Source organism: Microbacterium sp. CH1 (genome assembly GCF_001595495.1).
GTDB lineage: Bacteria > Actinomycetota > Actinomycetes > Actinomycetales > Microbacteriaceae > Microbacterium.
Map to the genome: position 1 here is coordinate 84,977 of NZ_LOSO01000004.1, position 14,064 is coordinate 99,040.

15 protein-coding genes are annotated in these 14,064 nt (G+C 70.8%); 6 read left to right on the forward strand and 9 right to left on the reverse strand.

Features of this window, described 5'->3' with window-relative positions:
• Positions 1-323 precede the first annotated feature (323 nt).
• The 6 genes from AUV07_RS02395 to xseA form a co-directional block, all read right to left on the reverse strand.
• Positions 324-1,160 carry a type IV toxin-antitoxin system AbiEi family antitoxin domain-containing protein gene (locus tag AUV07_RS02395; RefSeq protein ID WP_062633566.1) on the reverse strand — a complete coding sequence of 279 codons (837 nt, stop codon included), beginning with the start codon at positions 1,158-1,160 and terminating at the stop codon, positions 324-326.
• Between the two features lie 294 nt (positions 1,161-1,454).
• Positions 1,455-2,849, reverse strand: coding sequence for a class II fumarate hydratase (locus AUV07_RS02400; protein ID WP_062633568.1), 1,395 nt, complete (start codon positions 2,847-2,849; stop codon positions 1,455-1,457).
• Positions 2,846-3,520, reverse strand: coding sequence for a carbonic anhydrase (locus tag AUV07_RS02405; protein ID WP_025103947.1), 675 nt, complete (start codon positions 3,518-3,520; stop codon positions 2,846-2,848). Before AUV07_RS02405 ends, AUV07_RS02400 begins: the two co-directional genes overlap by 4 nt.
• Positions 3,517-4,161 (reverse strand): DUF4245 family protein, encoded by a 645-nt coding sequence (locus AUV07_RS02410; RefSeq protein WP_062633569.1) that lies wholly within the window; start codon positions 4,159-4,161, stop codon positions 3,517-3,519. The genes AUV07_RS02405 and AUV07_RS02410 overlap by 4 nt, the downstream gene beginning before the upstream one ends.
• Positions 4,158-4,391 (reverse strand): exodeoxyribonuclease VII small subunit, encoded by a 234-nt coding sequence (locus tag AUV07_RS02415; protein ID WP_062633571.1) that lies wholly within the window; start codon positions 4,389-4,391, stop codon positions 4,158-4,160. The genes AUV07_RS02410 and AUV07_RS02415 overlap by 4 nt, the downstream gene beginning before the upstream one ends.
• Before the next feature lie 36 nt (positions 4,392-4,427).
• On the reverse strand, positions 4,428-5,705 hold the full coding sequence (gene xseA / locus AUV07_RS02420) for an exodeoxyribonuclease VII large subunit (RefSeq protein WP_062633573.1): 1,278 nt from the start codon (positions 5,703-5,705) through the stop codon (positions 4,428-4,430).
• A gap of 100 nt (positions 5,706-5,805) precedes the next feature.
• Here xseA and AUV07_RS02425 point away from each other — a divergent pair, with 100 nt between their 5' ends.
• From AUV07_RS02425 to AUV07_RS02435, 3 genes are all read left to right on the forward strand, one after another.
• The gene (locus tag AUV07_RS02425; RefSeq protein ID WP_164498174.1) at positions 5,806-6,852 is read left to right on the forward strand and encodes a 4-hydroxy-3-methylbut-2-enyl diphosphate reductase; all 1,047 of its coding nucleotides are present in this window, start codon (positions 5,806-5,808) and stop codon (positions 6,850-6,852) included.
• A gap of 2 nt (positions 6,853-6,854) precedes the next feature.
• Entirely contained in the window at positions 6,855-7,646 is a 792-nt protein-coding gene (locus tag AUV07_RS02430) for an IclR family transcriptional regulator (RefSeq protein WP_062633575.1), read from the forward strand.
• A gap of 233 nt (positions 7,647-7,879) precedes the next feature.
• A complete protein-coding gene (locus AUV07_RS02435) occupies positions 7,880-8,401 on the forward strand; it encodes a DUF6264 family protein (protein ID WP_025103953.1) in 522 nt (173 codons plus the stop codon).
• Between the two features lie 64 nt (positions 8,402-8,465).
• On the opposite strand, the gene fbaA is transcribed toward AUV07_RS02435, so the two are convergent.
• Complete coding sequence (gene fbaA / locus AUV07_RS02440) at positions 8,466-9,494, reverse strand: class II fructose-bisphosphate aldolase (protein ID WP_025103954.1); 1,029 nt, start codon at positions 9,492-9,494, stop codon at positions 8,466-8,468.
• A 187-nt stretch (positions 9,495-9,681) separates the two neighbouring features.
• On the opposite strand from fbaA, the gene glpX reads away from it, so the two are divergent.
• Positions 9,682-10,668 carry a class II fructose-bisphosphatase gene (glpX, locus tag AUV07_RS02445; protein WP_025103955.1) on the forward strand — a complete coding sequence of 329 codons (987 nt, stop codon included), beginning with the start codon at positions 9,682-9,684 and terminating at the stop codon, positions 10,666-10,668.
• A gap of 172 nt (positions 10,669-10,840) precedes the next feature.
• Positions 10,841-11,128 carry a hypothetical protein gene (locus tag AUV07_RS02450; RefSeq protein ID WP_062633577.1) on the forward strand — a complete coding sequence of 96 codons (288 nt, stop codon included), beginning with the start codon at positions 10,841-10,843 and terminating at the stop codon, positions 11,126-11,128.
• 36 nt (positions 11,129-11,164) lie between these two features.
• Here the strand turns inward: AUV07_RS02450 and rmuC are convergent, their stop codons facing one another.
• Together rmuC and AUV07_RS02460 are read right to left on the reverse strand one after the other, a co-directional pair.
• Complete coding sequence (rmuC, locus tag AUV07_RS02455; protein ID WP_062633579.1) at positions 11,165-12,433, reverse strand: DNA recombination protein RmuC; 1,269 nt, start codon at positions 12,431-12,433, stop codon at positions 11,165-11,167.
• Positions 12,434-12,484: 51 nt separating this feature from the next.
• Positions 12,485-13,078, reverse strand: a complete 594-nt coding sequence (locus tag AUV07_RS02460) for an exonuclease domain-containing protein (RefSeq protein ID WP_025103958.1) — start codon at positions 13,076-13,078, stop codon at positions 12,485-12,487.
• Positions 13,079-13,137: 59 nt separating this feature from the next.
• Between AUV07_RS02460 and AUV07_RS02465 the strand changes: the two genes are divergently transcribed.
• Positions 13,138-13,878, forward strand: a complete 741-nt coding sequence (locus AUV07_RS02465; RefSeq protein ID WP_062633581.1) for a class I SAM-dependent methyltransferase — start codon at positions 13,138-13,140, stop codon at positions 13,876-13,878.
• Positions 13,879-14,064: the final 186 nt, after the last annotated feature.

Genomic DNA, 14,064 nt, shown 5'->3' on the forward strand with positions numbered 1-14,064 from the left:
ACTCGTGCATCCGCAGGTCCAGACGTCACGTCACACGAGCGACTGGATTCACGGTCCCGTCGGATGCACGGTCTCCCGGATGCACGATCCGACGACAGTGGCGGGGCGATCAGGGGTGTTCCGTCGTGCAGGCGTATCCAGCTCGTGCATCCGTGGCGCGGGCCCTCGGACGTCGGTAGCGACACCTGCACGATCCTGCACGGTCGGCCGGCCGCTGCGGCCAGAGGGGTCGTGCGCGCGGAACGGGGTCGTGCACGCGGAACAGGGCGGGCTCGAGGAACGGGGTCGTGCGGGCGGACGAGAGCGTGCGGGCGGAGCCGTGGTCAGATGCGGTCGTTCGCCCGACGCAGGGCACCCTCGATCGCGGCCTGGACCGTCGGCCAGTCGTGCAGGACCTGGGCGTAGTCGAAGCGCAGCGTCTCGTACCCGAGTCGCGAGGCGGCAGCGTCACGGGCGAGATCGCGGTGGCGCATCGCAGGGGCACCGTGGTGCTCGCGGCCGTCGACCTCGATGATGAGCCGACCGTCGACAACGAAGTCGACGCGGCCGACACCGGAGATCGTGACCTGCGTCGTGAGCTGCACGCCGAGGATGTGGAGACGGAGGCGCAGGAGGGATTCCAGGCCGCTGTCCGCGTCGGAACGGGCGAAGTCCACGAGCCAACGCGCGGACTGGGGCAGCGCGGCGCGGATCCGGGCCCGTGCGGCCCGCCCGATCAGTCCCTGCCGCCAGGCCGACTCGAAGGACACGAAGAAGGCCTCGTCACCCTCGCACACGTGCAGATGCCGAAGCGCGTCCTCGACAGACACGATGCCGAACCGGGTGCGTCCCTCGAAATGATGCGGGATGCACCGGCACTCGATGTGCGGGTGCGCGCGGCCGTTGCGACCGAGCCAGACGTGCGGCGCATCGCTCTCCGACAGCACCCAGACTCCGTGGGCACGGAGCGCGGTGCCGCAGCTGATGGCCCCTCCGTGGGTGGCCGCCGTGAGCACCGTCGCGTCGAGGTCCCGACTGGCGAAGACCCCCGCGCGGACCCGATGGATCCGGCCGGCGCGCACCGCGCGGGACAAGGCGGAGCGGGAGATTCCGAAAGCCCCGAGGTCGCGGCCGCGGGCGATGCCTCCGAGACGGTGAAGGGTCGAGACGGGATCGAGCATTCGCCGATTCTGCGTCCTCCGGTGTCTCGGCGGGGCCCGAAGGGCGTCATGGGGACGAGTCGGGGTGTCCGGGGATCCGTGGAGGAAGAGTCACCTGCACGATCCGGAGCCGCGGGTCGTCCTGATCCGGGGATTCCGTCGTGCAGACGGAACGTGGTCGTGCATCCGAGGCAGGAACCGAGACCGACGGAGACGGGATCGGAGACGGACGGAGACGGGATCGGAGACGGGACGGGCCGGAGACGACGGATGCCGCGAGGACCGAGGTCCTCGCGGCATCCGTGTCGGTGGGGATCAGCCCGGGTGGGTCATCGAGAGCAGGTCGAGCTTCTCGTCCAGCTGCTCCAGGGTGAGCTCACCGCGCTCGACGTAGCCGAGGTCGATCACGGCGTCGCGCACCGTGATGCCCTTGGCGACGGAGTGCTTGGCGATCTTCGCGGCGGCCTCGTAGCCGATCAGCTTGTTCAGCGGCGTCACGATCGACGGGCTCATGCCCGCGAAGGCGGCGGCGCGGTCGAGGTTCGCCTGCAGGCCGTCGATGGTCTTGTCGGCGAGCACCCGCGAGGCGTTCGACAGCAGACGGATCGACTCGAGCAGCGCGGTGCCCATGACCGGGATGGCGACGTTCAGCTCGAACGAACCGGAGGCGCCGGCCCAGGCGACCGTGGCGTCGTTGCCGATGACGCGCGCGCACACCATGAGCACGGCCTCGGGAACGACGGGGTTCACCTTGCCCGGCATGATCGAGGATCCCGGCTGCAGGTCGGGGATGTGCAGCTCGCCGAGACCGGTGTTCGGGCCGGAGCCCATCCAGCGCAGGTCGTTGTTGATCTTCGTGAGCGACACGGCGATGGTGCGGAGCGCACCGGAGGCCTCGACGAGACCGTCGCGGTTCGCCTGCGCCTCGAAGTGGTCCTTCGCCTCGGTGATGGGCAGCTCGGTCTCGGCCGCGAGCAGCTCGATGACCTTCTGCGGGAAGCCGAGCGGCGTGTTGATGCCGGTGCCGACGGCCGTGCCGCCCAGAGGCACTTCGGCCACGCGGGGGAGCGCCGACTGCACGCGCTCGATGCCCAGGCGGATCTGGCGGGCGTAGCCGCCGAACTCCTGGCCGAGCGTGACGGGCGTCGCGTCCATGAGGTGCGTGCGGCCGGACTTGACCGCGTCCTTCCAGAGCTCCGCCTTGGCCTCGAGCGCGACGGCGAGGTGGTCGAGCGCCGGGATCAGGGTGTCGATGAGCGCCTGGGTGACCGCGATGTGCACCGAGGTGGGGAACACGTCGTTCGACGACTGCGAGGCGTTCACGTGATCGTTGGGGTGCACGGTCGAGCCGAGGATGCGGCTCGCGAGCGTCGCCAGGACCTCGTTCATGTTCATGTTCGACGAGGTGCCGGAGCCGGTCTGGTAGGTGTCGACCGGGAACTCGCCGTCGTGGCTGCCCGCGGCGACCTGGTCGGCGGCCTGGGCGATCGCGTCGGCGATGGCGCCGTCGAGCGTGCCGAGCTCCTTGTTTGCCAGCGCGGCGGCCTTCTTGATGCGCGCGAGTGCGGCGATCTGCGTCGACTCCAGGCCCTTGCCGGAGATCGGGAAGTTCTCCACGGCGCGCTGCGTCTGCGCCCCGTAGAGCGCGTTCACGGGCACTCGCACCTCACCCATGGTGTCGTGTTCGATGCGGTACTCGGTGTCGGTCATTCCGAACCCTCCTTGGTTGCGGGGTCGATCCCCTCGGCTTCGATGCCGACCGTGATGACGGGCGCTGCCTCACCCTCGGCCAGACGATAGTTGGCGCCGACGATGCCGAGACGGCCTTCGGCGACGGCGTTGCTGATGATCTCGGACGACTGCAGCAGGTCGTTGACGGTGTTGCGGAGGTGCTCGCGTCCGACGAGCTCCGCATCGATGTCGGCCACCGTGCCGCCGCCGCTCTCCGCGAGGACCTTGCGCGCGGCAGGGACGATCGGCGCGATGAGCTTCCAGATGTGCGGGGGGAGCGGGTCGGCATCGATGGCGGTGCCGTCGATGGCGGCGCGCACCGCCCCACAGGAGTCGTGTGCGAGGACCACGATGAGCGGCACCTCGAGGACCGCGACCGCGTACTCCAGGCTCGCCACGATGGACTCGCCGATCACCTGCCCGGCGTTGCGCACGACGAAGAGGTCGCCGAGGCCGAGGTCGAAGATGATCTCGGCGGCGAGACGCGAGTCCGAGCAGCCGAACAGCGTCGCGACGGGATGCTGGGCCGCGGTGAGGTCCTTGCGGCGGTCGACGTTCTGGTTCGGGTGCTGGGGCTCGTCGCGGACGAAGCGACGGTTGCCGTCCTGCATCTGCTTCCAGGCGGCGGCGGGGGTCAGCGGGTGGGTCATCGGGCCTCCGAGACGGTGCGGATCTGGGGGATGAGCGACTCCGCGAGCTCGGCGGTGGAGTCGGCCGAGCGGGAGCCGTAGAGGAGCACGTAGTCGTCGCCGGCCTGGGTGCCGAGCGCATACGTGACGTTCGCCTCCGCGCCGGCAGCCCCGGGCCGATAGACGTCCCACTCCCGGCCGCCGATGCGGACGGTGTCGGTCGGGGCGACGCCGTTCAGGCGCTGCGGGGCCCACGAGGCGTCGGCGTCGAAGGCCTGGGTGAGCTTGATGAACCCGCGCTCGTCCTGGGCCGCGGGGGCGAGGGTGACCTCCCAGACGACGGGGGCTCCGCTCTGGAGCTCGGCGGCGTTCACCCGCCAGAAGTCGTCCGTCTCGGGGACGATCGCCGGGCTGCCCATGGACGACTCCACGTCTGCGGCGATGGCGGCGACGTCGATCGGCTTCGCCGCGACCGGCTCGCCCCGGGGGACGAGCGCGATGATGACGACGACGACCGCGAGGGTCACCACGAGCGCGGCGACGAGATTGCGGACGGTCTGGCTCGACCGGTAGGCCTTGCTCGACGCGGCCTTGCGTGCGGCGGTTTCGTCGGGCGTCTCCGGTCGACCGAGGTCGGCGTTGATCGCGGGACCCTTGCTCATGACGCGTCGCTCTCGTCGGGGGTGGCGGTGCGCGCGGCTTCGAGGCGACGCTTCGCGCCGAGCAGCCACTCCTCGCAGCGGGCGGCCAGGGCCTCGCCGCGCTCCCAGAGCGCGAGTGAGTGCTCGAGGGTGGGCGCCCCCTGTTCGAGCTCGGCGACGACCCGGACGAGCTCGTCACGGGCCGCCTCGAACGACAGCGTGTCCACAGGGGTGTCGTTCACGGCGCTCACTCCTCCATCCTACGTCGTGCCCCGGACGCCGCCCGCTCAGGCGCCTTCCGCGATCTCGCCCTCCGAGCGCACCGCGAGCGACCCTCGGTCCACCGTGAGGGTGAGCGCGCTGCCCGCAGGCGCATCGGCCGCATCGCGGAGGATGACGCCGCCCTCCAGATGCGCGATCGCGTAACCGCGGGCCAGAGTGGCGGCGGGGGAGAGGGCGCGCAGCGAGGCGCGCAGTTCACCGGTCCGCCGGCCGGCGTCGTCGAGCTGCCGGGTGACCGCGTCGCGACCGCGAGCGAGAAGCAGGAAGGTCTCCTGTGCGCGGCTGTCGATGATCGGATCGGGCGAGCGCAGCACCGGCCGCGACCGCAGCTGCTCGAGCTGGGCGATGTCGTGCGTGAGGCGCTGCGTGAGGCGGGTGGTGGCCCGGGACCGCAGCTGCGCGATGAGTGCGCGTTGCTCCCCGACGTCGGGGACGACGCGCTTGGCGGCATCGGTCGGCGTCGAGGCGCGCAGGTCGGCGACGTCGTCGAGGAGGGGGTGGTCGTTCTCATGGCCGATGGCGCTGACCACCGGTGTGGACGCGGCGGCCACGGCTCGGATGAGGCGTTCGTCGCTGAAGCCGAGGAGGGTCTGCGGGTCGCCGCCGCCGCGAGCGATGATGATGACGTCGACCTCGGGGTCGGCGTCCAAGCGGGCGAGAGCCGCCAGCGTGTCCGGCACGCAGCGATCGCCCTGCACCGCGGCGTACGCGGTCTTGAACCGCACCTGCGGCCAGCGCAGCTCGGCGTTGCGATGCACGTCCTTCTCGGCGTCGGAGCGCTCGCCGGTGATGAGTCCGATGACGTGGGGGAGGAACGGCAGGCGCTTCTTGCGTGCGGGGTCGAAGAGGCCCTCCTGGCGGAGCTGCACCCGCAGCCGCTCCAGGCGCTCGAGCTGGTCGCCGAGCCCGACGTGCTTCATGGCCGAGACGGCGAAGCTGAAGTCCCCGGAGCGGACGAAGTAGTCGGCCTTCACGGCGGCGACCACGTGATCGCCCACGCCCAGGTCGGCGGGGATGCGGCCGCGCACGCTCGACCAGACGCGGATGGAGATCTGCGCGTCGGACCGGGTGTCCTTGAGGCGGGCGAAGACGTTTCCGGCGCGCACGTTCCAGGACGTGATCTCGCCCTCGACCCACACCGTGTTCCATCGCGCCACGAAGTCGCGGATGGTGGCGTTCAGTCGGGCGACCGACGTCGGTGCCTGGGCCGTGGAGTCGCGCGGGGCGACGGCATCCGCCGGCGGGGTCTCGCCCGGTCCCGTCGTCGCTTCGAAGACTGTCATCTGCTCCCGTTCCTGCCCGCGCACTCACCGGCCCCGCCCAGCCGCACGACGGTAGAATCGAGGGGTGACTTCGACTGCCGTTCATCTTCCCGCTCCTCGCATCCCACGAGTGCGCGCCGCGGCCGGGCGGCTTCAGGATAACCCGGTGCCCGGACACAAGCGCGTCCTGCTCGCCGCCCCCCGCGGCTACTGTGCAGGCGTGGACCGCGCCGTGGTCGCTGTGGAGAAGGCGCTCGAGCGCTACGGCGCCCCGGTCTACGTCCGCAAGCAGATCGTGCACAACATCCACGTCGTGACGGAGCTCGAGGCCAAGGGGGCCATCTTCGTCGAGGAGGTCGACGAGGTGCCCGAGGGGGCGCACGTCGTCTTCAGCGCGCACGGCGTCTCCCCGGCTGTCGTCAACGCCGCATCCGACCGTGGCCTGCACGCGATCGACGCCACCTGCCCGCTCGTCACCAAGGTCCACCGCGAGGCCGTGCGCTTCGCGCGGGACGACTTCGAGATCCTGCTCATCGGCCACGACGGGCACGAGGAGGTCGAGGGCACGGCCGGAGAGGCACCGGATCACGTCACCGTCGTGAACTCCCCGGAGGAGGCCGACACCGTGCAGGTGAAGGACCCCTCCAAGGTGGTGTGGCTGTCGCAGACGACGCTCTCCGTGGACGAGACCATGGAGACGGTGAACCGGCTCCGCACCCGGTTCCCCGAGCTGCACAACCCGCCGTCCGACGACATCTGCTACGCCACGCAGAACCGGCAGGTCGCCATCAAGAAGGTCGCCCAGGGGGCTGATCTGGTGATCGTCGTGGGGTCCGCCAACTCCTCCAACAGCGTGCGACTCGTCGAGGTCGCGCTGGAGTACGGAGCCAAGGCCGCCTACCGCGTGGACTACGCCGAGGAGATCCGCCAGGAGTGGCTCGACGGCGTGGAGACGGTCGGCGTCACCAGTGGCGCGTCGGTCCCCGAGGTGCTCGTGCGCGAGGTGCTCGACGCGATCGGCGATGCCGGGTATCGCGACGTGGAAGAGGTCAAGACGGCGGAGGAGGACCTCATGTTCTCCCTGCCGAAGGAGCTCCGTCAGGACGCCACGGGCCAGCGCGACGCGCGCGCCCTCGGCGGCCGCGCCTCCGCAGGAGGGGGTGCGTAGCGGTGAACGCCGCGGAGGCGGAGCCGACCCTCATCGGGTCCGTGCAACGCGCACTCCGCCTGGTCGACATCGTCGCGAACTCGCCGCGCCCGCTGCCGGCGAAGACGCTCTCGTCGGTCACGGGCTTGACGCCGGGTACCACCTACAACCTCGTGCGCACGCTCGTGCACGAGGGGTACCTGAGTACGGAGCCCGACGGCCTCGTGCTGGGGAACCGGTTCCCGTCCTTCCAGCAGCAGATCGGCTCCCGAGGCGTGTTCCTCGCCCGCGTGCGCGCCGCCTTGCGCGCGGTGACCGAGGACGTCGGCGCCACGGCCTACCTATCGCGGTACGCGGATGGGGAGATCCACCTCGTCGACATCGTGGACGCCGTGCGGAACCCGCGGATCGAACTGTGGGTCGGGCTGCACGCCAGCGCGCACGCGACCGCCCTCGGGAAGCAGATCCTCGCCGCCCTCTCGGAAGAGGATCGGCTGGACTACCTCGCCCGGCATCGGCTCGAGGAGCTCACGCCGCGGACGATCAGCGACCGGACAGCGCTCCTCACCCAGCTCGAGCAGACCCCGGGGTGGGCGATCGATCGCGAGGAGTACGCGATCGGCGCGACCTGCGTCGCGGTGCCGGTCATCGCCCCGGGCGTGACGGCATCGCTGGCCGTCTCCCTCCCGGCCGACCAGGCCGTGGTCAACCGGCGGCTCGTCTCGAACCTGCAACGCGCCGCCCGTCGGCTGTCGGTGCAGCTCGGGGCCGATGCGCTCGACACCGACGGGCCGGACGCCGAGTTCACCATCTGAATTCGTGACCCTGGTGCCCGCCACGTCGCTTATCTATGATCGAAGGCGTAGTGGCTGACAACGCCCTATTGATCGCCCATGGCGTCCCCAGCGCCGGCGACCGAACGGGATGAGGAGCGTCCCCAGCGCTCTCCGTCCGCGGCCCCGAGAAGTCCCCACTTCTCCGGGGCCGCTATCGGTTGGGCCCCCTTTTCCTGAACGGGCGGCTGAGCGCCGGCCGATACCATGGCGGCATGACCGACCAGCGCCCCCGCTACGGGGAACTCGCCACGCCCGAGGAGCAGCGGAGGGCCGCGGGGCTGCCGCCCGTGGCTGAGGTGGTCGCCCCGTCGGCTCCCGTCTCGGACCCCGCGCCCGCGGCTCCTGCTCCGGCGCGCCCCTCCTCGGTGGACCGCTTCGCGACGATCGCGCTGCTCGCCTACGGCCTCGTGAACGTCGTCGTCACCGGCCTGTCCTACCTCGACATCGTCCCGGTGATGAATCAGACCATGGGGATGCTGGGCATCGAGGGGGAGTTCACCAACTACGCCGCCGGCCGCACGTGGGGAACGATCGCGGCCGTCGTGCTGGCGGTCGGCTGGTGCGTCACCGCGGCCCTGTCGATCCGTCGCCTGCGTCGTGGCCGCCTCACCTGGTGGGTCCCGCTCGTCGGAGCCGTCATCACGCTGGGCATCGCCTCGTTCTGCCTCGTCGTGCCGATGATGGGCGACCCGGCCTTCATCGCCTACCTCGACCAGGCGACCGGGGTGCGTTGACCCCGGGCACGCAGACGAAAGGGGCCCGGCATGATGCCGGGCCCCTTTCCTGTGTCTGCGTGTGTCAGCTCTTCGACTGGCCGTACGAGCCCAGCTGGCGGGTGGACTCGACCACGCGGGCGGCCATGGCCGACTCGGCGATCTTGCCCCAGGCGCGCGGGTCGTACTGCTTCTTGTTGCCGACCTCGCCGTCGACCTTCAGCACGCCGTCGTAGTTCTTGAACATGTAGTCGGCGATCGCACGGGTGTAGGCGTACTGGGTGTCCGTGTCGATGTTCATCTTGATGACGCCATTGGCGACCGCGAGGGCGATCTCCTCATCGGTCGAGCCGGAGCCGCCGTGGAAGACGAGGTCGAGCGGCTTCTCGCCGGTGTTGTACTTCGCGGCGACCTCGGCCTGGATCTCGCCGAGCAGCTCCGGGCGCAGCTTCACGCCACCCGGCTTGTACACGCCGTGGACGTTGCCGAAGGTGAGCGCGGCGATGTAGCGGCCCTGCTCGCCGAGGCCCAGCGCCTGCACGGCCTGGTCCACGTCGGCGAACGTCGTGTAGAGCGCCTCGTTCGAGCCCTCGTGCTGCACGCCGTCCTCCTCGCCGCCGACGACGCCGATCTCGACCTCGAGGATGGCGTTGATGGCCTTCATGCGGGGGAGCAGCTCCTTGGCGATCTCGATGTTCTCCGCGAGCGGCACGGCCGAGCCGTCCCACATGTGGGACTGGAAGATCGGGTTGCGGCCGGCCTTGACCTCTTCCTCCGAGGCGGCGATGAGCGGCTCGACGAAGCCCGCGAGAGCGTCCTTCGGGCAGTGGTCGGTGTGCAGGGCGACGGTGACCGGGTAGTTCTTGGCGACCTCGGTGGCGTAGCGGGCGAAGGCGAGGGCGCCGGTCGCGCGGGCCTTGACCGTGTGGCCGGCGAAGTAGTCGGCGCCACCGGTGGTGACCTGGATGATGCCGTCGGAGCCGGCCTCGGTCAGGCCCTGGAGGACGGCGTTGATCGTCTGCGAGCTGGAGACGTTGAACGCGGGGTACGCGAAGCCGCCTGCCTTCGCGCGGTCGAGCATGTCGGCGTACTGATCCGGGGTGGCGACGGGCATGAGAACTCCTGCGGTAGGTGAAGCCGGGACAGCTGCCACTCTATCGGGGCGGGTGTCCGGCTCCGGCAGGAGGAGTCGCGCGTCGGTGGGCGCCGTCCTTCGGTGGTGTTAAGAACCGCGATTTCTTCCTCGCGTACGGGCGGAAAACGAGCCGATCGATCCCCTGCTCGCGGATAGGCTGGGAATCATGGTGAGTCTTACTGCCGACCTGAGCCCGCTGCGTCCCGACCGTAACCTCGCGATGGAGTTGGTGCGCGCGACCGAGGCGGCGGCGATCCGTGCCGTTCCGTTCATCGGTCGCGGTGCGAAGGAGGCTGCCGACGGCGCCGCCGTCGACGCCATGCGGGCGTTCCTCGGGACGGTCGACTTCCAGGGCCGCGTGGTGATCGGCGAGGGCGAGAAGGACAACGCCCCGATGCTGTTCAACGGCGAGGTCGTCGGTACAGGACGCGGCCCGCTGTGCGACATCGCGGTCGACCCGATCGACGGCACGTCGCTGACCGCGGCGGGCCGGCAGAACGCGCTCTCGGTGATCGCCGTGTCCGACCGCGACACGATGCTCGACGCCTCCAGCGTCTTCTACATGGACAAGCTCGTGACCGGGCCCGCCGGCGTCGGCGTCGTCGACATCCGCCTGCCCATCGGCGAGAACATCCGCAAGCTCGCCGGCGCGCTGGACAAGCCGGTCGACGAGATCGTCGTCTCGGTGCTCAACCGCCCGCGGCACGAGCAGCTCATCCAGGAGATCCGCGACGCCGGTGCCGGTACGCGTCTCATGAGCGACGGCGATGTCGCCGGTGGCATCAACGCCGCCCGCCACGACGCCCGCACCGACATGTGCGTCGGCATCGGCGGCAGCCCCGAGGGCATCGTCACCGCGTGTGCGATCAAGGCCCTCGGCGGCCACATCCAGGGACGGCTCTGGCCGCGCGACGACGACGAGCGCCAGCGCGGTATCGACGCGGGGCTCGACATGGACAAGGTCTACGAGGCGGACGACCTCGTGCAGGGGAACAACACGATCTTCGTCGCGACCGGTGTCACGGACGGCCAGCTCGTGGCCGGCGTCCGGCGGGAGCGCGGTTACGTGTACACCGAGAGCGTGGTCCTGCGCGGCGCCTCCGGCACGCTGCGCCGCATCGCGTCCGAGCACCTCGTCTCGAAGTGGCTGTGACGGCTCTCCCACGAGCCTGACCTTCGGTGAGGTCTCCAGCCATCGTTACCGACCCGGTATCGCCCTCTGCACGGGTCGGGCCCGGTTCGGCGAGCCGCCGTGTCACAATTGTCACTGGGTTTGTCGCCGTCGACGGAGCCGCCAGGCACCGCAGGCACAGGAGGGCGAACGCATGACAACGCAGCACACGACCGGCTCGAAGAGCGCCGCGCCGACGAAGATCATCACCACGAACACCGGACGCATCCTCCGGGTGAGTGCCGATGCCGAAGCGGCCGCCGTGGCCCCGCCGGCACCCGTCGCTCAGTCGGCCGTCGATCCGGCTCGCCGCGCCGACGTGCTGTTCCGCGTCCGTCGCGCCGAGGGGCACGAGGTCAGCGCCTGGTGGATGATCGGTGCCTTCCTCGCGACGAGCGGCCTCGTCATCCTGCTGCTCAGCGGCGTGCCCGGCGTCGCCTGACGCCCCCGCGGTCGGAACCTCCGGTCGCTCTCGCCCTCACTGCTCCCGGTCGTGGAGTGCGGAGGCGTGGTCGAGACGCGCGCGTACCTCGCCGACGTCGGCCTGCATCGCGTCGGCGGCCTCTTCGGCTTCGGTCGGGGCCAGAAGCTCCGGAGCGGTGAAGCGGCGCCCGTCCGCGGTGATCGGCGACGCCGGCGCCAGGGCCTCCGCATCCACGCCGGGGAACTGCCGGGCGGTCACGAGCACCCGGGACTCCAGGGATCCCGCGAAGCGGTTGTAGCTGTCGACCGTGCGCTCGATCGCCCGGCGCAGGTCGTCGGCGTGACCCGCGAGTGTGCCGAGGCGCTCGTACAGCTGCGTGCCGAGCGCGAGCAGACTCCGGGCCTCGGTGGACACCTCCTGCTGGGTCCATGTGTAGGCGACCGTCTTGAGGACCGCCCAGAGGTTGACGGGGGACGCGAGGGCCACGCGGCGGCTGAACGCGTAGTCGAGCAGCGCCGGATCCTCGTCGATGGCTGCCGCCAGCAGCGACTCGCTCGGCAGGAAGCAGATGACGAACTCGGGGCTCGCGTCGAGGCCCGACCAATAGGCCTTCTTGGCGAGGGCGTCGACGTGGGCGCGGACGGCGCGGACGTGCTTCTGCATGTGGACGCGACGCTGGGATTCGTGGGCGTCGCCGAGGGGGAGCGCCGAGGCCTCGAGGTAGGCGTCGAGGGGAACCTTCGCGTCGACGGCGATCGACGTGCCCCCCGGGAGACGGACGACCATGTCGGGGCGCCCCTGGCCGCGGTCGGAGGTGATCGTCGCCTGGAGGTCGAAGTCGACGTGTCTGGTCAGCCCCGCCGCCTCGACGACGCGCCGCAGCTGGGTCTCGCCCCAGACGCCGCGCGTGGACGTGGAGCGCAGCGCACCCGCCAGTGACTCGGTCGTCGCGCGGAGCGCCTCATCCGACTCCTGGGCGCGCCGGAGCTGCTCGGCGAGCGTGCCGAACTGTGCCTGCCGCTCGCTCTCGATCGCGGCGACCTTGGACTGCATCTGCTGGAGACTCTCGCGGACCGGCGCCAGAGCCTGCAGCACGGCGTTCTGCTGCTGGACGCGCTGAGCCTCCGCCCGCTGCTCGGAGCGGGCGTGCTCGACCGCATCCCGATAGAGGTCGTACTGGCGATCGCGGTCGTCTCGCGCGGCCGCGAGCTCCGCCTGCGTGCGTGCGATGTCGGCGGCGCTGCGACCGGCTCGCAGGAACCACCCGAGAGCGACGCCCGCGGCGAGGGCCACGAGCAGGAGAACGATCGACAGGGCATCCATGGCTCCATGATGCCGGGGGCGTCCGACATCGCGGGGAGGACGCGAGGTGCGTCAGGCGACGGCGCGCTCCAGTGCCGGCACGGCGGGCTCGGTCACGCGGAGGCCGAGGACATCGGCGAGCGCGAAGACATCCGCGGCTCCGGCCCGCGCGGCCGCGTCCACGATGATCTGGGCGCAGGCGAGGGCATCCGCCAGCGCGTCGTGATGCGAGAACTCCGCGTATCCGGCCGCCGCGGCGGCGAGCGGCAGACGGTAGGAGTCGAGCTGGTAGGTCTTCCGCGCCACCTGGAGGCTGCACAGCGACCGGTACGGCGGACAGATCTGACCCGTGACCTCGGTCGCCCGTCGCAGGACGTTCAGGTCGAAGCCGGCGTTGTGGGCCACGAGCACGTCGGCACCCGCGAAGCCGCACAGACGGTCGAACTGGTCGACCCACGTCGCCGCCGACAGCACGTGCTCGGGGCGGATGCCGTGGATGCGGACGTTCCACTCCTGGAACTCGTCATGGCCGGGCGGAGGCTGGATCAGCCAGTTCGCGGTGGCGACGACCTCCCCGTCCCGCACCCGCACGAGTCCCACGGAACACGCGGAGGCCGGGCTGGAGTTCGCGGTCTCGAAGTCGATCGCAGTGAAGTCCAGTGGCACGTCCTCACTCTCTCCCGGGCCTCCGACGTCGCTGTGCAGGCTCGCCGTATGCTGGCCACATGGCGGACGAACTCGCGAGATCCTTCGGCGCGGCGGCCGGAAGCTACGAGGCCGGACGGCCCGAGTACCCCTTCGAGGCCGTCGCCTGGATGCTGGAGCCGATGGCGGACGGTGCGCGTCGGGTCGCCGATGTCGGCGCCGGGACCGGCAAGCTCACGCGGGCGCTCGTCGCGGCTGCGGACGCCGAGGTGGTGGCGATCGATCCGGACCCTGCGATGCTCGCGGCCCTTCGCGACGCCGTTCCCGGGGTGCCCACGTTCGTCGGGACCGCTGAGGAGCTGCCGCTTCCGGACGCGAGCGTGGATGCGGTCGTGCTCGGCCAGGCGTGGCACTGGGTCGAGCCGGTCGCCGCCTCGGCGGAGATCGGTCGCGCGATGCGCCCGGGCGGTGTGCTCGGGCTCGTCTGGAACCTCCGCGACGAGCGCGTGGACTGGGTGCGCCGGCTCACCGACATCATGCACGGCAGCAACGCCGAGATCATGCTCGCCGCGGGCGACCCCGTGGTGGCGGACCCCTTCGGCGCCCTGGCGCAGGAGCGCTGGGAGTGGTCGCGCCCCATGACGCGGGAGCTCCTGCACCGCATGGCCGCCTCCCGCAGCGCCGTGATCACCGCCGACGAGGCCGAGAAAGCACGGATCCGCCGTGAGATGGACGCCCTGTTCGATGAGCTCGGCCTGCACGGGGACGGTGTGCTCGAGGTGCCCTATGTGACGAGGGCCTTCCGCGCGGTCCGCGACTGAACAGGCGTCCGCGCCGCATCAGGCACTTTTCCCACCCTGCCGCCTGACCCCGCGTGGGTGCCTGCCCTCGCGCGGGTGAGGTGGGGGAGAGCGGCGCAGGTAGACTCATACCCCGTGGCTCTCACTATCGGAATCGTCCGTGACGGGAACGTCTAACCCCGCTTGGAAAGCGTCAGTCATCGCTGT